Annotated in this window: 19 protein-coding genes; 10 read left to right on the top strand and 9 right to left on the bottom strand. The window is 59.9% G+C overall.

Features of this window, described 5'->3' with window-relative positions; genetic code table 11:
* Positions 1 to 86: 86 nt before the first annotated feature.
* From SOM48_RS13225 to SOM48_RS13190, 8 genes are all read left to right on the top strand, one after another.
* Positions 87 to 560: a hypothetical protein gene (locus tag SOM48_RS13225; protein ID WP_023478861.1), complete on the top strand. Its 474-nt coding sequence runs from the start codon at positions 87 to 89 to the stop codon at positions 558 to 560.
* A gap of 293 nt (positions 561 to 853) precedes the next feature.
* Positions 854 to 1,492: a vWA domain-containing protein gene (locus SOM48_RS13220; RefSeq protein WP_023478652.1), complete on the top strand. Its 639-nt coding sequence runs from the start codon at positions 854 to 856 to the stop codon at positions 1,490 to 1,492.
* A 21-nt stretch (positions 1,493 to 1,513) separates the two neighbouring features.
* The gene (locus SOM48_RS13215) at positions 1,514 to 2,155 is read left to right on the top strand and encodes a TerD family protein (protein ID WP_288881140.1); all 642 of its coding nucleotides are present in this window, start codon (positions 1,514 to 1,516) and stop codon (positions 2,153 to 2,155) included.
* On the top strand, positions 2,155 to 2,793 hold the full coding sequence (locus SOM48_RS13210) for a vWA domain-containing protein (protein ID WP_320512114.1): 639 nt from the start codon (positions 2,155 to 2,157) through the stop codon (positions 2,791 to 2,793). Before SOM48_RS13215 ends, SOM48_RS13210 begins: the two co-directional genes overlap by 1 nt.
* Positions 2,794 to 2,880: 87 nt before the next feature.
* Positions 2,881 to 3,921, top strand: a complete 1,041-nt coding sequence (locus SOM48_RS13205) for a TerY-C metal binding domain-containing protein (RefSeq protein WP_076769847.1) — start codon at positions 2,881 to 2,883, stop codon at positions 3,919 to 3,921.
* A complete protein-coding gene (locus SOM48_RS13200) occupies positions 3,921 to 5,477 on the top strand; it encodes a PP2C family serine/threonine-protein phosphatase (protein WP_320512113.1) in 1,557 nt (518 codons plus the stop codon). The genes SOM48_RS13205 and SOM48_RS13200 overlap by 1 nt, the downstream gene beginning before the upstream one ends.
* Before the next feature lie 26 nt (positions 5,478 to 5,503).
* Positions 5,504 to 7,003, top strand: coding sequence for a helix-hairpin-helix domain-containing protein (locus tag SOM48_RS13195; protein ID WP_320512112.1), 1,500 nt, complete (start codon positions 5,504 to 5,506; stop codon positions 7,001 to 7,003).
* A 51-nt stretch (positions 7,004 to 7,054) separates the two neighbouring features.
* Positions 7,055 to 7,534: an RES family NAD+ phosphorylase gene (locus tag SOM48_RS13190; RefSeq protein WP_128482944.1), complete on the top strand. Its 480-nt coding sequence runs from the start codon at positions 7,055 to 7,057 to the stop codon at positions 7,532 to 7,534.
* Between the two features lie 278 nt (positions 7,535 to 7,812).
* Here the strand turns inward: SOM48_RS13190 and SOM48_RS13185 are convergent, their stop codons facing one another.
* From SOM48_RS13185 to SOM48_RS13150, 8 genes are all read right to left on the bottom strand, one after another.
* Positions 7,813 to 8,325 (bottom strand): GNAT family N-acetyltransferase, encoded by a 513-nt coding sequence (locus SOM48_RS13185; RefSeq protein WP_320512111.1) that lies wholly within the window; start codon positions 8,323 to 8,325, stop codon positions 7,813 to 7,815.
* Positions 8,322 to 9,017, bottom strand: a complete 696-nt coding sequence (locus tag SOM48_RS13180; protein ID WP_320512110.1) for a transporter substrate-binding domain-containing protein — start codon at positions 9,015 to 9,017, stop codon at positions 8,322 to 8,324. Before SOM48_RS13180 ends, SOM48_RS13185 begins: the two co-directional genes overlap by 4 nt.
* Positions 9,018 to 9,067: 50 nt before the next feature.
* On the bottom strand, positions 9,068 to 11,701 hold the full coding sequence (locus SOM48_RS13175) for a nitrate reductase (RefSeq protein WP_320512109.1): 2,634 nt from the start codon (positions 11,699 to 11,701) through the stop codon (positions 9,068 to 9,070).
* Positions 11,698 to 15,855: a nitrite reductase large subunit NirB gene (nirB, locus tag SOM48_RS13170; protein WP_320512108.1), complete on the bottom strand. Its 4,158-nt coding sequence runs from the start codon at positions 15,853 to 15,855 to the stop codon at positions 11,698 to 11,700. The genes SOM48_RS13175 and nirB overlap by 4 nt, the downstream gene beginning before the upstream one ends.
* Positions 15,856 to 15,866: 11 nt before the next feature.
* Positions 15,867 to 16,664 (bottom strand): ABC transporter ATP-binding protein, encoded by a 798-nt coding sequence (locus SOM48_RS13165; protein ID WP_320512107.1) that lies wholly within the window; start codon positions 16,662 to 16,664, stop codon positions 15,867 to 15,869.
* Positions 16,665 to 17,585, bottom strand: coding sequence for a nitrate ABC transporter permease (gene ntrB / locus SOM48_RS13160; RefSeq protein WP_289744000.1), 921 nt, complete (start codon positions 17,583 to 17,585; stop codon positions 16,665 to 16,667).
* A 12-nt stretch (positions 17,586 to 17,597) separates the two neighbouring features.
* Entirely contained in the window at positions 17,598 to 18,860 is a 1,263-nt protein-coding gene (locus tag SOM48_RS13155) for a CmpA/NrtA family ABC transporter substrate-binding protein (RefSeq protein ID WP_320512103.1), read from the bottom strand.
* 255 nt (positions 18,861 to 19,115) lie between these two features.
* Entirely contained in the window at positions 19,116 to 20,333 is a 1,218-nt protein-coding gene (locus tag SOM48_RS13150; RefSeq protein ID WP_320512101.1) for a nitrate- and nitrite sensing domain-containing protein, read from the bottom strand.
* A 118-nt stretch (positions 20,334 to 20,451) separates the two neighbouring features.
* Between SOM48_RS13150 and SOM48_RS13145 the strand changes: the two genes are divergently transcribed.
* Together SOM48_RS13145 and SOM48_RS13140 are read left to right on the top strand one after the other, a co-directional pair.
* Positions 20,452 to 20,910, top strand: coding sequence for a DUF943 family protein (locus SOM48_RS13145; RefSeq protein WP_320512099.1), 459 nt, complete (start codon positions 20,452 to 20,454; stop codon positions 20,908 to 20,910).
* A gap of 86 nt (positions 20,911 to 20,996) precedes the next feature.
* On the top strand, positions 20,997 to 22,325 hold the full coding sequence (locus tag SOM48_RS13140) for a glycoside hydrolase family 10-like protein (protein WP_312478467.1): 1,329 nt from the start codon (positions 20,997 to 20,999) through the stop codon (positions 22,323 to 22,325).
* Here SOM48_RS13140 and SOM48_RS13135 read toward each other — a convergent pair whose 3' ends face one another.
* Complete coding sequence (locus SOM48_RS13135; protein ID WP_315082392.1) at positions 22,326 to 22,631, bottom strand: hypothetical protein; 306 nt, start codon at positions 22,629 to 22,631, stop codon at positions 22,326 to 22,328.
* Positions 22,632 to 22,649 lie beyond the last annotated feature (18 nt).

Genomic DNA, 22,649 nt, shown 5'->3' with positions numbered 1-22,649 from the left:
CGAACTGAGAGAAGAATAGCGCAACGTTAATGTCAGACGTTTGAACGCACTTGATCCACTACCTTTGAGGCAGGCTAAACCTAACGATGCAATTAAACACCAGACAGGAAAGGATTTTTAAGCTCGCCAATTTACTGGGTTCCGGTAAACCCGTCGCCGCGGCTGATATTATCACCAGCCTTGAATGCTCGGAGCCGACGCTTACCCGGGCACTGAAAGAGCTGCGTGAATCCTACTCCGCGGAGATCAAGTACAGCAAGGCGGCGCACTCTTACCATCTTGTTAATCCGGGGCATCTGGATAAGAAGACCTTGCGTCGTATGAATGAAGCCCTCGCGGCGCACGCCGAGCTGAAAACCAGCGAAACGGGCGGCAGAGTGTATCTCGATAAGGATAAAAAAACCGCCGTCTCGCTCTCGCTGCGTATGCGCATCTTGCGCAAAATCGACCGCCTGGCGAATCTGAGCGGTACGACGCGCAGTGAAGCCGTCGAAAAGCTGGCCGAACGCGCCGTCGACGATCTGATTAAAGAGTTCAACGCCAAAAAGCTCGCGCGTTAATTCTCGTGCCCCGGCAGCAGGCCGGGCGCCCCTTTTTGCCCATCTTCTTATCTTTCCCTGTTGATGCCTATAAAAGTTGGCGTCTTGACACGCATTGCGCATGGTCGCCACGCTGAATGCGGACTAAACTTCGCAGAGGCCGCGCGGCATAACGCTATGTAGTTGTTGAAAAAGCGCTAATTTCATTTAAGGCTCTCTTTTTTTTCCTGCGCTTCGCTGCAATTCACAGTCTCTCCCGGCTTTCTCTGCTATTGCTGGATACAAACCTTTCATACCTCTAACAGGATTAGATAATGCGAAGACTACCCGTTTATCTGTTGCTTGATACCTCTGGTTCGATGCATGGCGAACCGATCGAAGCCGTTAAAAACGGCGTGCAGACCCTCCTTACCACCCTTAAGCAAGATCCCTATGCCCTGGAAACTGCCTATGTTTCGGTGATCACCTTTGACTCATCGGCACGCCAGGCGGTACCGCTAACCGATCTGCTGAGCTTCCAGTTACCGACACTTGCCGCCAGCGGCACAACCTCCCTTGGTGAAGCGCTCTCCCTTGCCGCCAGCGCCATCAGCAGTGAAGTGCAGAAAACCACCGCGGATACCAAAGGTGACTGGCGACCGCTGGTGTTTCTGATGACCGACGGTTCCCCGACCGATGACTGGCGCAAAGGGTTGCAGGATTTTAAATCGGCGCGCACCGGCGTCGTGGTGGCCTGCGCAGCGGGTCATGATGCCGACACCAGCGTGCTGAAAGAGATCACCGAAGTGGTGCTGCAGCTTGATACCGCCGACAGCTCATCCATCAAAGCCTTCTTCAAATGGGTCAGCGCCAGCATCTCGGTAGGCAGCCAGAAGGTGGAATCCAGCAAAAAAGAGGTGATTGGCCTCGACGATCTGCCGCCACCGCCGCCGGAAGTGAATGTCGTTTTATAACTCATCGATTAAGGGGACGTTATGTCTGTCAGTCTGAGCAAAGGCCAGGGCGTGAGCCTGAAGAAAAATGAGCACGATCTCTCCTCCGTCACCATTGGTCTGGGTTGGGATATCAACGAAGAGAAGAAAGGTTTGCTGGGCGGGCTGTTTGGTAAGAAAGAGGAGGAGTATGACCTCGATGTGATCGCCTTCCTCTGTAACGCCGCAGGAAAGGTGACCGATCTCGGCAAGGTGGAGAATGGCAAACCGACGCTGGTCGATGGCGACATTATCTTTTTCAACAGCCTGCGCCACAAAACGGGCGATATCTGGCTGACGGGCGATAACCGCACCGGCGCGGGTGACGGCGACGATGAGCAGATCATCGTCAAGCTCAATGCGCTGGACGCCAGATATGAAAAAATTGTCTTTATCGTGCAGATCTATAACGGGGAAAAATTGCAGCAGCACTTCGGTAAAGTGCAGAACGCGTTTATCCGTGCCGTTGATGCCCGTAACGTTGAGATGGCGCGCTTTGATCTCTCCGGCGGGCCGAACTTTACTCACCAGCGCTCCATGGTGTTTGCCGAGCTGGTGCGTGAACCGACCGGCTGGAAGCTGAATGCCATCGGCGAGCCGTCGCCTTCAGACTCCTTTGTCGCCCACCTGAGGAACTATATGTGATGCGCCGCTTACCCGTTTACCTGGTGATCGACACCTCCGGCTCGATGCGCGGCGAGTCGATTCACGCCGTTAACGTCGGTATCCAGGCGATGCTGAGCGCTCTTCGTCAGGATCCCTACGCCCTTGAAAGTGTCCATATCTCCATCATCACCTTCGATAATGCGGCGCGTGAGTTTATTCCGCTGACGCCGCTGGAGGATTTCCAGTTCGCCGACATCGTGGTGCCAAGCGCGGGAGCCACCTTTACCGGTGCGGCGCTGGAGTGCCTGATCGAGTGCGTCGACCGGGATGTACGTCGCGCCGATGGCGACCAGAAAGGTGACTGGCGACCGCTGGTCTTTCTGATGACTGACGGCACGCCTTCAGATGCCTTCGCTTATGGCGAAGCGGTGAAAGGGATTCGCAGCCGCGCATTTGGCTCGATCATCGCCTGTGCGGTTGGCCCGAAAGCGGGCCACGAGCACCTCAAACAGCTGACAGATAAGGTGGTATCGCTCGAAACCCTCGATTCAACGGCCTTCGCGGGCTTCTTTAAATGGGTCTCGGCGAGCGTCTCATCGGGCAGCTCCAGCGCGGGCGTGAATAACGACTCGGATAACCTTCCGCCGCCACCGCCGGAGATCCAGCTGGTGCTGTAAGGAACAGGAGAGGCAACGCGCTGGCGTGCCGCGCCTCTCTGTCACTCCCCTTTTGTTCGCGTTACACGGCCCTCACGAGGATAAGCAATGAGACGCCTTCCGGTATTTTTTGTCCTGGACTGCTCAGAGTCCATGATTGGTGAAAACCTGAAAAAAATGAACGATGGTCTGCAAATGATCGTCAGTGATTTAAGAAAGGATCCCCATGCGCTGGAGACGGCCTGGGTCTCGGTCATCGCCTTTGCAGGCATTGCGCGCACCATTGTTCCGCTGCATGAGATCGCCTCGTTTTATCCGCCGCGCCTGCCGATTGGTGGTGGCACGCACCTTGGCGCCGCGCTGCGGGAGCTAAGTGTGCAGATCGACACCCAGGTGAGGGTCACCACCCATGAAGTTAAAGGGGACTGGAAACCGGTGGTCTACCTGCTGACCGACGGCCGCCCGACGGATGATCCCAGCGCGGAGATCAAACGCTGGAAAGAGCACTACGCCCGCAAAGTTAACCTTATCGCGGTCGGTCTTGGCCCCTCGGCGGATCTCAATATCCTCAGGCAGCTGACGGAAAATGTGATGCTGTTTACCGAGTCCCGTGAGGGTGACTTTACCCGCTTTATTAAGTGGATCACCGCCTCGGTCACCGCCCATAGCCGCAGCGTGGGTGAAGAGAAACCGCCGGAACTCAACCAGACGGAGTATATCGTCCGGCTGGCGAAAGAGGACGTTGTCCGCGCCTATGATGAGAATTGCGTGACGCTCACCGGGCGCTGCAGCAAAACCCGCCGCCCCTATCTGATGAAATATGAGCGCCCGCCGGTGAACGTCTCCGGTCTCGATTTCCGTCTTAACCTGAATAACTTCAATATTGCCGGTTGCTACCCTATCGATGAAGAGTACTTCGACTGGTCTGACGCATCGACCTACAACGTGCAGGTAAACACCCGTGATCTGCACGGTGTGCCGGGCTGCCCCCACTGCGGTAACGCCAGCGCGTTTGCCATGTGCGCCTGCGGCAAACTGCTCTGCATCGATGGGCCTGATGAGGTGGTCTGCCCATGGTGCGAAAGAGTGCTCTCCTTCAGAGATAACGGCGGAGATTCCGATTTTGACGTGAGCAGAGGACGAGGCTAATGAGCGCTGAAAAAGAGATTATTGGCTTTATTCTGCAGTCGCGCGGGCATGAAGTCGGCGAGGCAGAGTTAACCGCGTTATCCGGGGAGCCTGCGCTGCGGGACAAACTCGACGCGTTATTCACCGAGCTGGAAAACCAGCTCGCGGCCGTCGAGGGTAAAGCCACAACACCGCAGGCTGAGGAGAGCGCTGAAGCGATCGCATCAGCAGAAGACACGATAACAGAGCCCGACGCTGAACAGGCCGCGCCGCGCCCGGAGTTGTGGAAGCTAATGCCCTATTACGAATTTGAGACCCCGGCAAAAGCGACCCTTGACCCAATGCCGCCGGTGTTGAAACCTGGCCAGGTGCCGCCAGCGCGATCCGCCGAAGCGGAACGTCCACGCCCTGTGCCCTGCGCGCGTATCAGCGTGCCGAATGCCCGTGCAGGCGAAGCCTTTTGTGCCCCGCTGGTGATTACCCTTGATGATGGGCAGACGGCAACCATTAATGATGTTGTGATCCCTGACGCGTGCGGGCTTCATTTCGACAAGGCGCAGCAGGTACTGAGCGGCGTACCGTCACAGAGCGGCGATATCGAGATGCTGGTGCGCTGGTCCTGCGCTTCGCACACCAATGGTGAAACACCGTTGCTGTTTGTGGTGAACCCGGATCCGCGCAGCCTGTGGAAAATCATTGAGCCGCCAGCGGATGCCCCCTACCCGAAAGCGCATGTCGAACATGAAGGGATTGTGCGTGATGGCGTGAGGATCGCCGGGGCGAGCCGCCGCGGGCGTTCTCATGAGCATGCGGGCAGCTTCCGCGATGATGACTTCTATCTCAACCACAGCGAAGAGACGGGCTGGAGCGTAATGCTGGTGGCCGATGGTGCGGGCAGCGCAGCAAACTCCCGCGAAGGATCGCGAATTGCCGCCGAAGTGGCCGGGGAGTATCTCTTCAGCCAGTTACGCGGGCCGCGAGGCGCGGAGTTAAAGCAGCAGATCGCGCGCTGGGGAACAGAGGAGCAGCAAAACACCATTAACGCGATGCTGCACCACTTTAAGCAGGCGGCAACCCTTGCGGTTAACAGCATCTCAAATGAGGCTATTCGCGCGGAGCAGCCGGTAAAAACCTACTCCACCACGCTGCTGGCAACCGTCTCACTGCGGCTCGGCGAGCAGCTGTTTGCCGCCGCGTTCTGGCTGGGCGACGGCGCAATTGCGGCTTACAGCCCCTCGGGCAAAGTGCGCGTGTTAGGCAATCCTGACAGCGGCGAGTATGCCGGGCAGACGCGCTTTCTCGACGCGTCGATTATTGCCGACCCCGCCTTCTCCGGACGCATCAGCGTCGGCAAGTGGCAGGATGTCTCGCATCTTATCCTGATGACCGATGGCGTCTCCGATCCCCGCTTTGAAACGGATAACGGCCTGCGCAGCGACGAGAAGTGGACGCAGCTGGTCAACGAGCTTTCACCCCTGCTTGAGGATGCCGGGCAGGCACCGGAACGTCTCGCCGAGTGGCTCAACTTTTTCTCTCCAGGCAACCATGATGACCGCACTCTTGTGCTGGCATGGTGACTGACACGCGTTACGGGTGACTGAATATGGCAAATATCGTTACATGTACAACAAAAGATGGGCAGACGGTGCAGTACGTCGACGAAGTCATCGGATCGGGTTCGATGAAAGATGTCTACTTCTCACCGGACAAGTCCTATGTGGTGGCCTTCTACCACAAGCCGCAAAACGCCCAGGCGAGAGAGCGGATTGATATGATCACCGGGCGTTACCGGCAGAATATCTTTGAGCAGGCGGGCGGAGATTACTGGAAAGATCTCTTCTGCTGGCCGACGCATGTCGTGGAACACAACAATAAAATCGGTATTGTCGTTCCCGTCTATCAGCAGCACTTCTTCTTTAAGTATGGCTCGAAGAATGATGACTTCCTCGGCATCAAAGGGCGTGAAAAAGAGGGAAAATGGTTCGCCAGCGCCAGTAACCAGAACAAATTCCTCGATCCGCGCGAGCGCGGCAACACCCTCACCTATCTGAAGGTGTGCCTGCTGCTGACCCGTGCGGTGAGAAGGATGCATGCCGCAGGCCTCTGCCACAGTGATTTGAGCTACAAAAACGTGCTGGTCGATCCCGAGCAGGGCCACGCCTGTATTATCGATGTCGATGGGCTGGTCGTGCCGGGAAAATACCCGCCTGACGTGGTTGGCACCCCCGATTTCATCGCGCCGGAAGTGGTGGAAACCAGCCACCTCGCGAAAGAGGATCCTAAGCGCGTGCTGCCGAGCATCGCGACGGATCGCCATGCGCTGGCGGTGCTGATCTATATGTATCTCTTTTTCCGCCACCCGCTCAGAGGTGGAAAAATCCACGATCTCGATGATGAGACACGGGACGAAACGCTGGCGATGGGCGAGCGGGCGCTGTTTATCGAACACCCGACGGACAGAAGCAATGCCGTCAAGCTTAACCAGATCTCCCCGTTTGCGCTGCCCTGGGCCGACCCGGAAAAAATTCCCTATACCATTATGGGGCCCTATCTGACGCCACTGTTCGATCGTGCGTTTATCGAGGGGTTACATAACCCCACCCGTCGCCCGACGGCTGATGAGTGGGAAAGCGCACTGGTGAAAACCGTAGATCTGATCCAGCCCTGCCAGAACAGCAGTTGTGATCAGAAATGGTATGTCTTCTCCGGTAAAACCAAACCGGTCTGCCCCTACTGCGCAACGCCCTACAGTGGGAAATTGCCGATTCTTAACCTCTACTCCTCCCGTAAGGCAGGCAGCTTCCGGCCTGACGATCACCGGTTAATGGTGTGGAGCGGTCAGTCCCTTTACGCCTGGCATGTGAACCGGCTAATTGCGCCGAATGAGCGCACCACCGCGGAGCAGAAAAAGCGTGTTGGCTACTTTGTTTACCATAACGATCAGTGGTGGCTGGTGAATGAAGGGATTGAGGGGCTGATGTCGCTCCCGGATAAAAGGCCTATCCCGATTGGCGACAAAATCGAGCTGACGGACAACGCGCAGTTCGTTCTCTCCCAGGAAGAAGGCGGCAGGCTTGTGGTGGTTCAGCTCCTTTCCAACTGATTAACATCAACGGCAGGCAGCCTTTGCCTGCTTTTTTTCATGGAGTTCATCATGCTGCCAACGCTTACCACCATCAGTGGCATTTTTTACCGGGCAATCGATCCTGCTTACCGCGATCTGGCACTGGCGGGGTCGCGAAATGCGGGCAGATATTCGCGGGCCGATCAACCGACGCTCTACCTGAGTTCCTCGCCCGAGGGCGTCGACGCGGCGATGCAGGCGCATAAAGCGAACCGCAGCGCGCAGCAGGAGATCATTCAACTGCGCGTTCAGGCCGCCCGCATTTTCGATTTACGCAACGCTGCTGCCTTAACGGCCGCCGGTATCGATCTCGCTGATGCCGTTGCGCCGTGGCAGGAGATTGTAGCCGCAGGCGGCACGCCCTCCTCCTGGCGCGTGCGCCAGCAGCTGGAAACGTTGGGTGCGGCGGGTTTAATTGACCCTTCGCGCAAAGCGCCGGGTCTCTGGCATCTGGTGCTGTTTAGCTGGAATAGCGGCGCCGGGCAGCCCGAGGTGGAGATCGTGACGTGAAGCCTGTGAAGATAACAGATTGTTTATCAATGTAAAAAAGTATGAGAGAACGCGCTTTTTGAGCACAGATAAATCTCAGATCATTGCAAAACCATTAATTATGGTAGGCAATTATTGTTGATGGATACTATTTTTATGCGATATTTACTCTTGTCTTGACGGTGTCTCCTGCCTAATCAAGACCCGCTCGTGACTGAGCAAACTGATGATGTACTAAAAGAAAAAATAGTATTTTGACTCTGCTGCCCTCCCGTGAGGGCATTTTTTTCGCCTGCGTTTTAGTAACAACGCTGCATCGCAATCCGCCGGCTTGCATCAAGTCCGCTTGCCGCTTCTGCGCCAATCAGGCTTTTAAGCCGTGGCGAAAGCGCCTCCTCTTTGATCGGCTCAAACCCCAGTGAGGCGTAAAACGCGGCGTTGAATGGCGCATAGCGATCGGTGGTCAGCGACGCGCCCGCTAAACCGCGCCTCTCTCCTGCGCTCAGCAGCGCCCGCAGCAGCTGGCGACCAATCCCCTTGCGCTGCCACGCCGGGTGAACATCCATTTCGGCGATATGCAGCCAGTGATCCTCGATCTGCGCCCCGGCAAAGCCGACCGGCTGTTGGTCGGCAGTCAACGCCACCAACAGCACTCCTTCGCGGGATAAATGTTCGAGATCTTCAAGGCTGGTTGCCGCCGGTTCACCGCTTACCGCCCCGGCGGCCCGCAGCGTTTCAAAAGCGGCGAGTTCAATCTCTCTTAGCGCGGCGAGATGCCCGGTGCGGGCTGTCGCAATGGTGATGTCATTCATTGGGTTACTGAATTATTCGAGGCAATCAGTTCGCTATCGATTATCTCTTTAACCACCCCTTCTGTCTGCCAGCGCGTCAGCTTCTCCACTACCGTGTGATAGAGCGCATCCTGCTGGCGCGGCAGACAAATCGCCTGGGCAATCTGCATAAAATCATCCTCCAGCACGCGGTAGCCGGGATGTTCTGCCGCCGTTTGCTCCAGGGGTTGGCGGATCCCGGCGACCATATCGCCCTCACCATGTAGAAAGGCTTCAATCGCCGCCTGCGATGAACTCAGTCGATTAAGCGTGGCGTGATCAAGCTCGCGGGTTAAGTAGAGATCGTACGCCGCGCCCCTGCCGACGTTTATCACCACGCCGGGTTTATCCATCTGCGCCACGCTCTGCCACGGGCTTTGCGCCTTTACCAGCGCCGTGCCCTGAATAGTGATATAGGGCTGGGTGAAACGTAATGTCTCTTCGCGTTTCGGATCGACGGCGAGGAAAGCGATATCCCAGACGCCGTTCTCTGCATCCTCCACCACTTTTCCGGCGGTCGGATAGGTAATAAATTGCGCCTCTTTTGCCATATCGGCGGCAATCCGCCGGGCAAGTTCTACGGTGATCCCGGCAGGTTCACCCGCCCCGGTCTGGCGGGCAAGCACGGCATTGCCTAAATTGATGGCGAAACGAAGCGGTTGACTGGCTGACATAGTGCTTCTCCTGAAAGCAGTTTATGCCTTCAAAAGATAGCAGACGCGCGTCACTGCGGGCGGGCAATCAACCTTTTCAGTTCGGGAATACAGGAGCCGCAGTTAGTGCCGCACTTAAGCTTTTCACCAAGGCGCGAAACGCTGTTGCACCCTGACTGAATCGCCTCGCTGATCGCCCGCTCACCGACAGCAAAACAGCTACAGATTGTCGCACCGGCAGGCGCTTTGCCGCTGGCGCTGCGCCCGGCCAGCAATGCCAGCCGTTGTGCGGCGTTTTGCGGCGGTTGGGCAAATGCGGCGATCACCGCTGCCCGGTCCGGCTGCGGGCGCTGGCGGTGCGCGTAAAAGGCCAGTTGCAGTTCGCCATCCGCCCAGGCGAGCAGATTAAAGCCGTCGCTGCCAAGAGTGGCAGGCTGGCACAGCCACGCGTCGGCCAGAAAATGCTCGCGCAGCCACGCCATCCACGATGTTGGCCACGCACTGTCGGCCAGCGCAAAGTGCGTGACGCCGGGCTGAGTAATGCGGCTCCAGTAGGCGGTTTTCGGCGCTGAAAGCGTATCTTCACGCAGAAAGAGTTCGCCCTGCCAGGCGGCCTGCCAGCGCTGAATATTAACCGGCATCTGTTTGCTCTCCGGCTGACCGGAAAGGGGATCGGTCTCGGCGGCAATCAGCGCATCGACCCGCGCCTGCTGGCTGAAGGTGCTGTTCCAGTGCATCGGCACAAACACCCTGCCGCGCGGTTGCAGCGCATCCGGCTGCGCGCGCAGCAGCAGCCAGCCGTGAGTTGATGAAACACGCACAAGATCGTCTGCGCCGATCTGCGGCGCATCGTCGGGGTGAAACTGGCAAAACGGTTCGCTGATGTGCTGCATCAGCCGGGGGGATTTAGCGCTGCGCGTCATGGTGTGCCACTGATCGCGGATGCGCCCGGTGTTCATTACCAGCGGCCAGTGCGGCGTCGGCGGGTTGGCGGGCAGACGCGGCGTTACGGCAATCAGGCGTGCCTTCTCATCGGCAAAAAAGAAGCGGTTATCGGTAAACAAGCGCGCCGTGCCGTGGGGATGCAGCCCATTCACCGGCCACTGAATGGGCTTAAGATCGTCCCACTGCTGGCGGGTGAGCGTCGCGAGGCCGCTGATATCAAACGCCCGCGTGCCCTCATTTTCAAACCCCGACAGCGCGGCATGTTCGCAAAAGATCTCCGCCGGGTGCTGCCAGCTAAAGGCGTCGGCAAACCCCATGCGCTGCGCCACCTGGCTTACGATCCACCAGTCGGCGCGTGCCTCGCCCGGCGGTGGTAAAAAGGCGCGCTGGCGGGAAATGCAGCGCTCAGAGTTGGTAACGGTGCCGTTTTTCTCGCCCCACGCCAGCGCTGGCAGGCGGATATGCGCTGCGCGAGTGGTATCGGTGTCGCGCATCACGTCCGAAACAATCACCAGCTCGCAGCGTGCCAGCCCGGCGCGCACCCGATCGGCATCCGGCAGCGAGACCAGCGGGTTAGTACCCATAATCCACACCGCTTTTATCTCGCCCTTTTCCACGGCGCGAAAGAGTTCGACGGCATTCAGTCCGGGACTTTTTGTGACGTTGTCACTCTTCCAGAAGCGCCCTACGCGGTCGACCTCCTGCGGCGAGAAGCCCATATGTGAAGCCAGCTGGTTTGCCAGCCCACCCACTTCCCGCCCGCCCATGGCATTTGGCTGACCGGTTATCGAAAACGGCCCGCAGCCTGCACGGCCGATTTTCCCCGTTGCCAGGTGGAGGTTGATAATGGCATTGCACTTATCAACGCCGGAAGTGGATTGATTGATGCCCATTGAGTAGAGCGTCACCAGCGTACCGCTGGCGGCAATCATCTGGTAAAAGGCCAGCAGCGCTTCCTGCGGCAGCTGGCAATAGTCAGCGGTGCGCTCAGGCGTCCACTCCTCGACCGCCGCCAGCGTCTGCGCTGCGCCAGTGGTGTAATGATTGAGAAACTCCCGGTCGAGCTTGCCCTGCTGCGCCATAAAATGGAGTGCGCCGCAAAACAGCGCCGCATCGCTGCCGGGGCGCAGCGGCAGGTGGAGGTCGGCGAGATCGCAGGTGGCGGTGATGCGCGGGTCGATAACGATAATGCGCATCTCCGGGCGCGCCTGTTTGGCTCTCATCAGCCGCTGGTAAACTACCGGGTGCGCCCAGGCAGTGTTTGAGCCGGTGAGGATCACGCACTCTGCAAGTTCCAGATCCTCATAGCTGCACGGCACCGCATCGGCACCAAAGGCCCGTTTATAGCCCACCACCGCCGAGGCCATACAGAGGCGCGAGTTGGTATCCATGTTTCCACTGCCGATAAAGCCTTTCATCAGCTTATTGGCGACATAGTAATCCTCCGTCAGCAACTGGCCGGAGCCATAAAAGGCCACCGCCTGCGGGCCGAACTGCGCAATCACCCGCTGCAACCCTTCCGCCACCGCATCCAGCGCGCGCTCCCAGCTTACCGGCTGCTGGTCGATCTCTGGCTGCAACAGTCGCCCGGTGAGATCCAGCGTTTCACCCAGCGCGCTGCCTTTCACGCAGAGCCGCCCGTGGTTCGCCGGGTGCAACGTATCGCCCTGGGCGCTAAACCCTTGCCCTTCAGCCTGCATACGTACTCCGCACCCGACGCCGCAGTAAGCGCAGGTGGTAGAAACCGCCGCGCCCGTCACAGGCTCACCGTGGCGATGCGCTGTTCGCGCCCTGCCGCGACGCTTTGCGGCTGCGCCAGCACCCACACGCGCCCGCCCTCCACTTTCACCGGCCAGACGCTGAGCGCGGTCTGCTCATCATCGAGGCTGCGGCCATCGCGCAGGCGAAAACGCTGCTTATAGAGCGGCGAAATCACCACCGGTTCACCGTTAACGTCCCCCAGCAGCCCGCGCGCCAGTACATTCGCCTCGCTATCCGGTTCATGGTTGCTGAGGGCAAACACCTGCTGCGGGTGATCCGGCAGATGGAAGAGCGCGATTTGCTGATGACCGAGCCGTGCCGCCATCCCCGCATGGTGCGGGATCTCCGATAATGCGCAGAGATCGACCCAGCCCTGCGGCAGCGGGTTGTGTCCAGAAGAAGGCAGCGCGGCGCGCTCCTGCGCGGTTGCCGGGCGGATCTGCTGGCGCTCCGGCACCATCACCACTCCCTCATCGGGCTGATTGCTGTTGACAAACGGGCGGAACAGCGCCAGCCGATCCGGGTCCGAGAGCGTGGTTTGCCATTCACACTGATAAGCGTCGATCACCGTCTGCATCTCGCTCTCCAGCTCGGCGGCGATGTTCAGGCTATCCTCCAGCACCACCTCGCGCAGGTAAGCCATGCCGCCGTCGAGATTATCCATCCAGGTGCTGGTGCGTTGCAGGCGGTCGGCGGTGCGGATGTAGAACATTAAAAAGCGATCGACGGTGCGGATTAACGCCTCAGTGCTCAGATCCTGCGCCAGCAGATCGGCGTGGCGCGGCTTCATGCCGCCATTGCCGCAGACATAGAGGTTCCAGCCCTTTTCGGTGGCGATCACGCCAACATCCTTACTCTGCGCTTCGGCGCATTCGCGGGTGCAGCCGGAGACCGCCATCTTGATTTTGTGCGGCGAGCGTAGCCCTTTGTAACGGTGCTCCAGTTGCAGCGCCAGCGCGGTGGAGTCCTGCACACCGTAGCGGCACCAGCTGGATCCGACGCAGGATTTCACCGTGCGCAGGGATTTGCCATAGGCGTGCCCGGTCTCAAAACCGGCTTCAACCAGTTGCTGCCAAATCTCCGGCAGCTGTTCGAGGCGCGCGCCAAACAGGTCGACGCGCTGGCCGCCGGTGATCTTGGTATAGAGGTTATAGCGCCGCGCAATCTGCCCGATGGCAATTAGCCCGTCCGGCGTGATTTCCCCTGCGGGAATGCGCGGCACCACCGAGTAGGTGCCATCTTTCTGGATATTGGCAAAAAAGCGGTCGTTGGTATCCTGCAACGGCAGGTGTTGCGGCTTCAGCAGGTACTCGTTCCAGCAGGAGGCGAGCACCGAGCCGACCAGCGGTTTGCAGATCTCGCACCCGTGGCCGCGCCCATGTTTCGCCAGCAGTTCGTCAAAGGTGCGGATATTGCCCACCCGCACCAGGTGGTAGATCTGCTGGCGCGAGTACGGGAAGTGTTCGCAGAGATCCTTTTTCACTTCGACGCCCATCTCTTCAAGCGCGAACTCCATCACCTGCTTGGTGAGCGCTGCGCAGCCGCCGCAGCCGGTCGCCGCTTTGGTGCAGGATTTGATCGCTGCCATATCGGCACTGCCGCTGTTCACTGCCGCACAGATATCTGCTTTGCTGACGTTATGACAGGAGCAGATCTGCGCGCTGTCGGGCAACGCCGCAACGCCGAGCGTTGGCGCTGCTTCCCCACTGCTGGCAGGCAGGATCAGCGTCTCGGGCCGCGCGGGCAGCGGCATATCATTGAGCATCATCTGCAACAGCGCGCTGTAAGACTCGCTGTCACCAATCAGCACCGCACCAAGCAGCTTTTTGCCATCCTCTGAGACGACGATTTTTTTGTAGATCTCAGCCGGGCCATCAACCCAGCTGTAGCTCTCACTCCCCGGCGTGCGGCCGTGGGCATCGCCAATCGACGCCACTTCAACGCCAAGCAGCTTCAGCTTGGTGCTCATATCCGCGCCGGTAAATGCCGCTTCACCGTCCGCCAGTGTCTCCGCCAGCGTGCGCGCCATCTGATAACCTGGCGCGACGAGGCCGAAAATCTGCCCATTCCACAGCGCGCACTCGCCGATGGCGAAGACGTCCGGATCGGAGGTGCGGCACTGGTCATCAATCACAATGCCGCCGCGCGGCCCAATTGCCAGCCCGCAGTCGCGCGCCAGGTTATCGCGCGGGCGAATGCCTGCCGAGAAGAGCACCAGATCGGTTTCAAGAAAGCTGCCATCGGCAAAGTTCATGCGATAGCGGCTGGTCTCTCCGGCGACGATTTCGCGCGTCTCTTTGCCGGTATGCACCTGCACGCCAAGGGCTTCGATTTTGCGCCGCAGCATCGCCGCCCCGCCCTCATCCAGTTGTACGCCCATCAACCGCGGCGCAAACTCCACCACATGGGTTTGCAGGCCGAGGTTTTGCAGCGCGTTCGCCGCTTCCAGCCCCAGCAGGCCGCCGCCGACTACCACGCCACGCTTGCCCTCCTCGGCACAGGCTTTGATCGCCACCAGGTCGTCGAGGGTACGGTAGACCAGGCAGCCTGGTGCGTCGTTACCTGGGATCGGCGGAACAAACGGCGATGAACCGGTGGCCAGCACTAGCCGATCCCAGGCCGTCTGGCGACCGAGCTTATCGACGACAAAACGGTGCTGAAGGTCGATCTGCGTAATCCCCTGATTCAGGCGCAGCTCAATGCCGGTGGCCTCGAAAAAGCCCTCTTCGACCATCGACAGCGACGCGGCGCTGCGCCCGGAAAACCAGGCGGAGAGATGCACGCGGTCATAGGCCGGTACCGACTCCTCGGCAAAGACAATCACCTGGTAGCGCAGATGCAGTTCACGCTCCACCAGCTGTTGCAGAAAGTGGTGGCCGACCATGCCGTGTCCGGCGACAACTAAAACAGGTTTTGACATCACATCGCTCCTCGCTACCTCAGTGGATAACGGCTGGTTCAGAATGGGGGAAAGATCCTCTTCAGGGGCAAAGAGGCTCGGCTGGCCGGGGGTAGTAAGCCGGGCGAAGTACCCCGGCCCGTCGCTGATATCGCCCCACAGCAGCACGCCGCGCAGCTGGTTATTGCTTATCACCAGGCGGCGGTAATCGCCGGTAAACGGATCGGTCGCGGTGTAAACCGCATCGCCGTCGCGCGCCCCGGCGCAGTAGAGATCGAGGCCGCTCACTTTCAGGCGCAGCGGCACCTCTTCAAGCGCGAACGGCGCGCCCGCTTCACCAACAAGCCTGGCGGCAAGGGTCTCCGCCTGCCGCCAGCAAGGTGCCACCAACCCGAAGGTGATCTCACCGAACTGGCAGCACTCGCCGATCGCTGAAATCGCCGCATCGTCAGTACGCAAGTGTCCATCCACCAGAATGCCGCGATCGCACGCCAGCCCGGCAGCCTGCGCGAGGGCGATATTGGGCCGCACCCCAGCGCAGACCACCACGCCCTGCGCCGGGATCTGCCGTCCATCCTGCAACTCCACCGCGCTAAGTCGCCCCTGCGCATCGGCGCAGCAGGCGCGCGTCTCTGCCGCCAGCAGCGTGTCGATGCCGCGTGCGTTGAGGCTCGCTTGCAGCAGCGTTGCCGCGTGCGCATCCAGCTGTTGATCCATCAGGTGCGGGCCGCGATGCACAATCACGCTGTGAATACCGCGCTGCGCCAGCGCCGCCGCGGCTTCAATTCCCAGCACCCCGCCGCCCAGCACCACCGCCGTCTCTTTGGCGCTGAGCTGGCTCAGCATCGCCTCAACATCCGCCTGCTGGCGAAAGGCGTAGACGCCAGGTAGATCGATGCCGGCAAGCGGCGGCATAAAGGGGCGCGATCCGGTGGCGATCACCAACTGGTCGTAAGCGAGTGATTCCCCGCCAACGCACACGGTGCGGGCGGCGCGATCGATCGCCGTCACCGGCTGCCCCGCAAGCCGCGTCACACCGTGGCGGGCATACCAGGCCTCGTCATGCATCACGATCTCATCGAAGGTTTTCTCGCCCGCCAGCACCGGCGTCAGCAGAATGCGGTTATAGGCCGCTCTCGCCTCCTCATCGATCAGCACAATATGAAAGCGGCCAGGCGCGCGTTCGCAGAGCTGTGCGACCAGCCGCGCACCCGCCATGCCGTTGCCAATCACTATCAGACGCGGTTTCTCCATCGGCATATTCCTCAGGCCACGGCTTTATGTTTTTCATGCAGGAAGTGCAGCACCTGCTGGCGGTAGTGATGAAACTGCGCATCGTTAGCCAGCGCCAGCCGTGAGCGCGGACGCGGCAGTGTGACCTCCAGCACCTCGCCCACTTTCGCCGCCGGGCCGTTGGTCATCATCATTACCCGGTCAGAGAGCAGCACCGCTTCGTCGACGTCATGGGTGATCAGCACAATGGTGGTGTTGAGCTGGGTCTGGATCTCCATCACCGCATCCTGCAAATGGGCGCGCGTCAGGGCATCGAGTGCGCCGAAAGGCTCATCCATCAGCAGCACTTTGGGCTTCATCGCCAGCGCGCGGGCAATGCCGACACGCTGCTTCATGCCGCCGGAGATCTCGCTGGGGCGCTTATGCATCGCATGCCCCATATGCACCAGTTCAAGGTTGTGGGCGATCCACGCCTGCATCTCGCTTTTGCTCATCTCGCCTTTAAACACCTGGTGTACCGCCAGCGCGACATTCTCCGCTGCCGTCAGCCACGGCAGCAGGGAGTGGTTTTGAAACACCACCCCGCGTTCGGGGCCGGGGCCGACGATCTCCTGGTTATCACACAGCAGCACCCCCTGTGTCGGGCGGCTCAGCCCGGCAATCAGGTTTAAGAGCGTTGACTTCCCGCAGCCGGAGTGGCCAATCAGGCTGACCGTCTCCCCCTGGGCGATGGTAAAGCTGACATCATCAAGGGCGACAAACGGCCCGCTGGCGGTGGCAAAGGTTTGGGTCACGTTTTCGACCCGGATAATGGCGTGTCTCTTTTTCATTTATGACTCCCGACGAGTGTCGTAGCTAAAACGGCGGGCAATGGCCATCAGCCCCTGCTCCAGCGCCATCCCCACCACGCCAATCAGCAGAATGGCGATGATGATGTTTTGCACATTGAGGTTGTTCCACTCATTCCAGATCCAGAAGCCGATGCCGACGCCGCCGGTCAGCATTTCGGCAGCGACAATCACCAGCCAGGCGATACCGATCGATAAGCGCACGCCGGTGAGGATGTGTGGCAGCACGGCGGGAAAGAGGATTTTGCGCATCACGGTGAATTCGCTGAGCTTCAAAACGCGCGCGACGTTGAGGTAATCCTGCGGAATACGCATCACCCCTTCGGCGGTGTTGAGGATCATCGGCCAGATGGAGCAGATAAAAATCGTCCATGTCGAGGCCGGTTCGGCGCGCTGAAACAGCAGCAGGCCAATCGGCAGCCAGGCCAGCGGGCTGACCGGGCGCAGCAGCGCGATCAGCGGGCCAAACATGCGGGCGATAAAGCGAAAACGGCCAATCAGAAAGCCGACGGGAATGCCGACCAGCGCCGCCAGACCAAAGCCGAGCGCCACGCGCTCAAGGGAGGCGAGCACGTTCCAGCCAATGCCCATATCATTCGGCCCGTCGATATAAAACGGCTCGGCGAAGAGGGTTTTCGCCGCTTCCCAGGTTTGCAGCGGTGTCGGAAAGCCTTTGCTGTTGAGCGCTGCCACCTGCCAGAGGGCGATCAGCACAACTGCGCCGAGCAGGCCGGGGATCGCGGCGCTAATAACGCGCTGCATCATCTTGCGCAGGCGGTTTACCGGCGCGCGTTTCGCCACTTTAGGTGCAGCCTGTGGCGCGGCGGCTTTCAGCGGCACAATCGCCGCGCTCTGCGGCGTTGGCTCCAGCGGGATCACTTTCGGTTGGGTATTCACAGACATTCTTGGCCTCACTTAGCGGTGGATGGCAAAACTGTTGGCGTAGGCCGCAGGATCGCTGCCGTCCCACACTTTCCCGTCAATCAGGGTGCTGCTGCGCATTTGGCTGGTGGGCACGCTGATGCCGCCCACCGCCGTCGCGGCCTGTTTGTAGAGGTCGCTGCGGTTGATCTGGCGCGCGACGGCGAGGTAGTCGGGATCGCTTTTCAGCAGGCCCCAGCGTTTTTGCTGAGTCAGAAACCAGATGCCGTCGGAGAGCCACGGGTAGCTGACCGCGCCATCGTTGAAGAAGCGCATCGCATGGGCGTCCTGCCACCTCTTCCCTAATCCGCCTTCATAGTGGCCGAGCATCCGGCCTTCGATGGTCTCAACGGCGGTGTTGATATAGGCGCGCGCGGCGATGGTTTTTGCCGTTTCGCGGCGGTTTTCATCGGAGGCGTCGATCCAGCGCGAGGCCTCCAACACTGCGGCGGTCAGGGCGCGCGCCGCATTGCCGTTTGCCGAGACCCACGCCGAGGTAGTGCCGAGCACTTTTTCCGGGTGATCGGGCCAGATCTGCTGGCTGGTGGCGGCGGTAAAGCCGATGCCGTCGAGAATGGCGCGCTGGTTCCACGGCTCGCCAACGCAGAAGCCGCTCATATTGCCAATCTTCATGTTCACCACCATCTGCGGCGGCGGCACCACGACATTGCGCACATCGGCAAAGGGATCGATCCCGGCATTCGCCAGCCAGTAGTAGAGCCACATGGCGTGGGTGCCGCTCGGGAAGGTCTGCGCAAATGTGTAGGTGCCCTGCGGGCTGGCGGCAATCACCTTTTTCAGCGATGCGCCATCGGTAACGCCCGCTGCTTTCAACTGGTTCGATAAGGTGATCGCCTGACCGTTGTTGTTGAGGGTCATCAGCACCGCCATCTCGCGCTGTGGGCCAGAGACGCCGAGTTGCAAGCCGTAGACCATGCCGTAAAGCACATGGGCGGCATCGAGTTCGCCGGAGAGCAGCTTGTCGCGCACCGAGGCCCAGCTCGACTCTTTACTCGGGATAATGGTGATGCCGTACTTCTCATCAAACTTCTTCACCGCCGCCATCACCACCGGCGCGCAGTCGGTGAGCGGGATAAAGCCGACGCGCAGGGTCTTCTTCTCCGGCGCGTCTGAACCTGCCGCCCACACGCTGTTCATCAGGCCCGGGATCAGCAGGCTGCCGCCCAGCGCCGCGCTGCCCGCCAGAAAGCGGCGGCGCGAAAGTTTACTCACGGTGTTGTCATCGTCTTGCGTCATTGCGGCATCCTGTCATTTGAAAAGGGGCAAAAAAAAAGCGTCCGGTTAGCGCTCAGTCTCCTGAACGCTAACGGACGCCTTTATCCGGGAAGTGATGCTGGCCGCCATTAGCCAGCACCTTCTTAAATGAGATAAGCAGAATGTGTGCCAGGTTTCTGATGCCTGTAAAAACAGGGGATTAGCGATTTGGCTCACAAAATTTGCACCGCAACGGGCGGCGAAATGCACACCTGCGGTGCAGCTACTCCTTTGGGGTTAGGTGGGTTTTTTACCCATTACGGCGGCGACGGAGAGCATCGCATCGGCGATCTCCGCCAGCTTCTTGTTCTGCTGCATCGCCATCTCGCGCAGGGTTTTGTGCGCCTGCGGCTCGCTCATCGCGTGGTGCTGCATCAGCAGGCTTTTCGCCCGCTCCACCAGCTTGCGCTCGGCAAGGGTGGCGCGCAGCCCGGCGAGTTCCGCATCCAGCGCCTGCAACTGGCGGGACTGCTGCTCAACCAGCTCCAGCACCGCGCGGCTCAGTTGCGGCGGGATCAGCGCCGTAAAGTGTTCCTCAGCCTGCGGCAGCTGGGCGATCTCCTGGCGCTGCTGCTCGGCGTCGCGCTGTGCCGCAGCAATACGCTGGCGACAACACTGCATCACCCCTTTTTCCAGCGCATCTTCAATATGTTTCATGGCATCGATACGCATTGTGGTGACCTCAAACCAGCGCAGTGCGGCCTCCGTTGGCTCGCCCGGCGGCAGCGTGCGGCTACAGGCGAGGCGGCGAAAGCGCTCCAGCTCGCGGCTCTCCTCCTGCTGCTGTTGCTGCCACAGGGCGAGGCTTGTGGCATCGGCAAACTCGCTGAAGGTGTGAAAGCAGCGCTCCTGGGCATCAATCAGCTCCACCAGTTGCTGGCTCGCTGACTCATCAACCGAACCAATGGTAAAGCCTGCCGCCACCAGCGCCCGCTCCTGCCCGGCCAGCTCTTTGCCCTGCATAAAGCTGAACAGCGCCAGCAGCGCGCGCGAGACGCTGGGATCGCCGGAGGTGTCGGCAGTTTCCACGATCAGCGCCAGATGGCAGCGGATCACCTCGTTGTAGCGCTGCATCGCTTCCGGCTGGGCAATGGCGAGCTGCTGCACCTGCTCGCGCAGCGGCGGCAGCGTGCTCAGGCTGTGCAGCACGCTGGCGATGCGGCTAAAAAGCCGCGCGGCGTTGCCCCGCGCCAGCCCCTCCTGATCGAGCGTTGCCAGCTGCTGATGCACCGCCTGTGCGGCGTGCTCTACCTGCTCTGCCCGCTCGCGCAGCCGCCCGCCCCATGTTTTCCCCTGCGAGCAGAGAAAAATATTGGCCGTACCGCGCTCACGTTGCAGCAAATGAATAAGCTGGCTCACCGCGCCGACCAGCTTGCCCATCTGCAACAGCTGTTGCAGGCCGGTGATTTCGCTGCGCCGCGAGGCGAGCACAAAATCGAGAGCTGAAAGCGTCATCGCACACCCTTCTCCAGAAAACCGTAGGCTCACTAAAGCAAGAAGTGTGCCGCCGCGATTGACATCAGGCGCGGGCGGGTGAGAATGCCACTTCACATCACAGGGAGAGGGTCAGGATATGGTGAAGAAAACGGCGGCACTGCTGTTACTTATCGGTGTGGTCTGGCTGGCGTGGCTGTTTCTGCGCACGCCGCAGGCGATCAGAGCCGATGACAGCGCGCTCTACGTGAAAAACCTGCCGTTAAGCGATAGAGGCAAAGTGAACTGGTGGCGCGACAACCGCGCGGCGCTACAAAAGCAGTTTCCCCTGCTGGTGCGCCCAGGTAAGGCCGTAGTGATCATCATGAACTTTGACCGCTACGATCGCCTGCCGACAGGCACCCGCGATGGCAGTATTGATGACTACAACTGCTTCACCGATATCAGCGCGCCGGAAAACTGCATCTATAAAGAGATGGTGATGTTAATTTTCATCCATCCCGGCAAGAAAACCGTTTATAGCTTTGGTGAAACAAGTTACGAGGAGAGGCCGGACGGCACCCTGAAACGTGTTCACGAGACCTTTAGCATTCGCTAGATATATTCACTTACCGAATTGTTTGACTTAGCCGGTAATCCGACCAGAATGTATTTGCCCCGTATCTCGCTGAAAAACAGAAACCTATGACCACACACTCGCGTTGTGTTACCCGCACAGGCCGCCTGAAAAAGATGGCCGTGCTGATGGCTGCATTGCTGCTTGCCAGCTGCGCGTCGAAACCGCCAAAATCCCTTGTGACGCCGAACCCGCCGGTGAGCAAACAGCCGCTGCCCGATGGCGGGCTGAGCCAGCCGCAAACCATGCGCGGCATCTGGCTGGCGACGGTTTCCCGTCTCGACTGGCCGCCGATCAACTCGGTAACCCTCAGCCCGGCGCTGCGCGCAGAGCAGCAGAAAGCGGCGCTGACCGCGAAGCTCGATAAGCTGCAACGCCTCGGCATTAACACTGTCTTCTTCCAGGTAAAACCGGACGCTACCGCGCTATGGCCGTCAAAGATTTTGCCGTGGTCAGATACCCTCACCGGGGTGATTGGTCAGGATCCCGGGTACGATCCGCTGCAATTTATTCTGGATGAGGCGCACCAGCGCGGCATGAAGGTCCACGCCTGGTTTAACCCTTACCGCGTCTCGACCAATACCAAACCCTCCACGGTTGCGGAGCTTAACCGCACCCTCTCCCTGCGCCCGGCGTCGATTTTTGTCCTGCACCGGGAGTGGATCCGCACGGCGGGCGACCGCTATGTGCTTGATCCCGGTATTCCGGAGGTGCGCGACTGGATCACCAGTATTGTCGCGGAAGTGGTAGCGCGCTACCCGGTGGATGGCGTGCAGTTTGATGACTACTTCTACAGCGAAACGGCCAGTTCAGCGCTGAACGACAGCCAGACGTTTCGCCAGTATGGGCAAGGTTTTGTCGCCAAAGCCGACTGGCGGCGGCACAACACCCAGCTGTTGATCGAGCAGGTGTCGCGCACCATCAAGCAACTGAATCCTAACGTGCAGTTTGGCGTCAGCCCGGCGGGCGTCTGGCGTAACCGCTCGTTCGATCCGGCAGGTTCCGAGACGCGCGGCGCGGCAGCCTATGATGAATCCTTTGCCGATACCCGTCGCTGGGTGCAGCAGGGGCTGCTCGACTATATCGCGCCGCAGATCTACTGGCCCTTTACCCGCGATGCCGCGCGCTACGATGTGCTGGCGAAGTGGTGGGCGCAGGTGGTGAAACCGACAAACACTAAGCTCTATATTGGCGTGGCGCTCTATAAAGTGGGTGAGCCGTCCAGAATGGAGCCAGAGTGGACGCGCGACGGCGGCGTGCCGGAGCTGAGAAAGCAGATTGAGATGAATGAAACCCTGCCGGGTATTGCGGGGACGATCCTGTTCCGCGAAGGTTACCTGGCGCAGCCGCAGACCCGCCAGGCGGTGGACTATCTACAGGGGCGCTGGGGGCGGTAATTACGGGATCCATTTCCAGTAAAAATCGCCAAGAAATCGTATTACGCGCGCGGTTTTGTCCATAGCCCTCTCCAGCCAGAGCGCATAGCGCGGGCGTTGCACCGGCTCCTTGAGTGCCACGCCCCGCTCGCTTAACGCTTCCCATGCCGCGTGGCGCACGGCGAAGACAAAATCCTCTTTCGCCAGCGTGACCAGCGCTTCGGTGCTGCGCGCACTCTGCTCCTGTTGCAGGCGGGCAATCAGATCCAGCCGCTTGCGGTAGTCGCTTTTGTCATGCACGAGCCGAGTTAGTTCCTCATCCGTCACGCCCTTCTCCTTACTGGT

It is taken from the genome of Kosakonia sp. CFBP8986 (genome assembly GCF_034044935.1).
GTDB lineage: Bacteria > Pseudomonadota > Gammaproteobacteria > Enterobacterales > Enterobacteriaceae > Kosakonia > Kosakonia cowanii.
Note: the sequence above shows the minus strand (reverse complement) of the source record. Positions and strands in the feature narration are given on the sequence as shown.

What these genes read in the sequence shown, in the direction of transcription:
- SOM48_RS13225 (WP_023478861.1), top strand. Translation starts at nt 87, where the DNA reads ATGCAATTAAACACCAGACAGGAAAGGATTTTTAAGCTCGCCAATTTA.
- SOM48_RS13220 (WP_023478652.1), top strand. Translation starts at nt 854, where the DNA reads ATGCGAAGACTACCCGTTTATCTGTTGCTTGATACCTCTGGTTCGATG.
- SOM48_RS13215 (WP_288881140.1), top strand. Translation starts at nt 1,514, where the DNA reads ATGTCTGTCAGTCTGAGCAAAGGCCAGGGCGTGAGCCTGAAGAAAAAT.
- SOM48_RS13210 (WP_320512114.1), top strand. Translation starts at nt 2,155, where the DNA reads ATGCGCCGCTTACCCGTTTACCTGGTGATCGACACCTCCGGCTCGATG.
- SOM48_RS13205 (WP_076769847.1), top strand. Translation starts at nt 2,881, where the DNA reads ATGAGACGCCTTCCGGTATTTTTTGTCCTGGACTGCTCAGAGTCCATG.
- SOM48_RS13200 (WP_320512113.1), top strand. Translation starts at nt 3,921, where the DNA reads ATGAGCGCTGAAAAAGAGATTATTGGCTTTATTCTGCAGTCGCGCGGG.
- SOM48_RS13195 (WP_320512112.1), top strand. Translation starts at nt 5,504, where the DNA reads ATGGCAAATATCGTTACATGTACAACAAAAGATGGGCAGACGGTGCAG.
- SOM48_RS13190 (WP_128482944.1), top strand. Translation starts at nt 7,055, where the DNA reads ATGCTGCCAACGCTTACCACCATCAGTGGCATTTTTTACCGGGCAATC.
- SOM48_RS13185 (WP_320512111.1), bottom strand. Translation starts at nt 8,325, where the DNA reads ATGAATGACATCACCATTGCGACAGCCCGCACCGGGCATCTCGCCGCG.
- SOM48_RS13180 (WP_320512110.1), bottom strand. Translation starts at nt 9,017, where the DNA reads ATGTCAGCCAGTCAACCGCTTCGTTTCGCCATCAATTTAGGCAATGCC.
- nirB (WP_320512108.1), bottom strand. Translation starts at nt 15,855, where the DNA reads ATGGAGAAACCGCGTCTGATAGTGATTGGCAACGGCATGGCGGGTGCG.
- SOM48_RS13165 (WP_320512107.1), bottom strand. Translation starts at nt 16,664, where the DNA reads ATGAAAAAGAGACACGCCATTATCCGGGTCGAAAACGTGACCCAAACC.
- ntrB (WP_289744000.1), bottom strand. Translation starts at nt 17,585, where the DNA reads ATGTCTGTGAATACCCAACCGAAAGTGATCCCGCTGGAGCCAACGCCG.
- SOM48_RS13155 (WP_320512103.1), bottom strand. Translation starts at nt 18,860, where the DNA reads ATGACGCAAGACGATGACAACACCGTGAGTAAACTTTCGCGCCGCCGC.
- SOM48_RS13150 (WP_320512101.1), bottom strand. Translation starts at nt 20,333, where the DNA reads ATGACGCTTTCAGCTCTCGATTTTGTGCTCGCCTCGCGGCGCAGCGAA.
- SOM48_RS13145 (WP_320512099.1), top strand. Translation starts at nt 20,452, where the DNA reads ATGGTGAAGAAAACGGCGGCACTGCTGTTACTTATCGGTGTGGTCTGG.
- SOM48_RS13140 (WP_312478467.1), top strand. Translation starts at nt 20,997, where the DNA reads ATGACCACACACTCGCGTTGTGTTACCCGCACAGGCCGCCTGAAAAAG.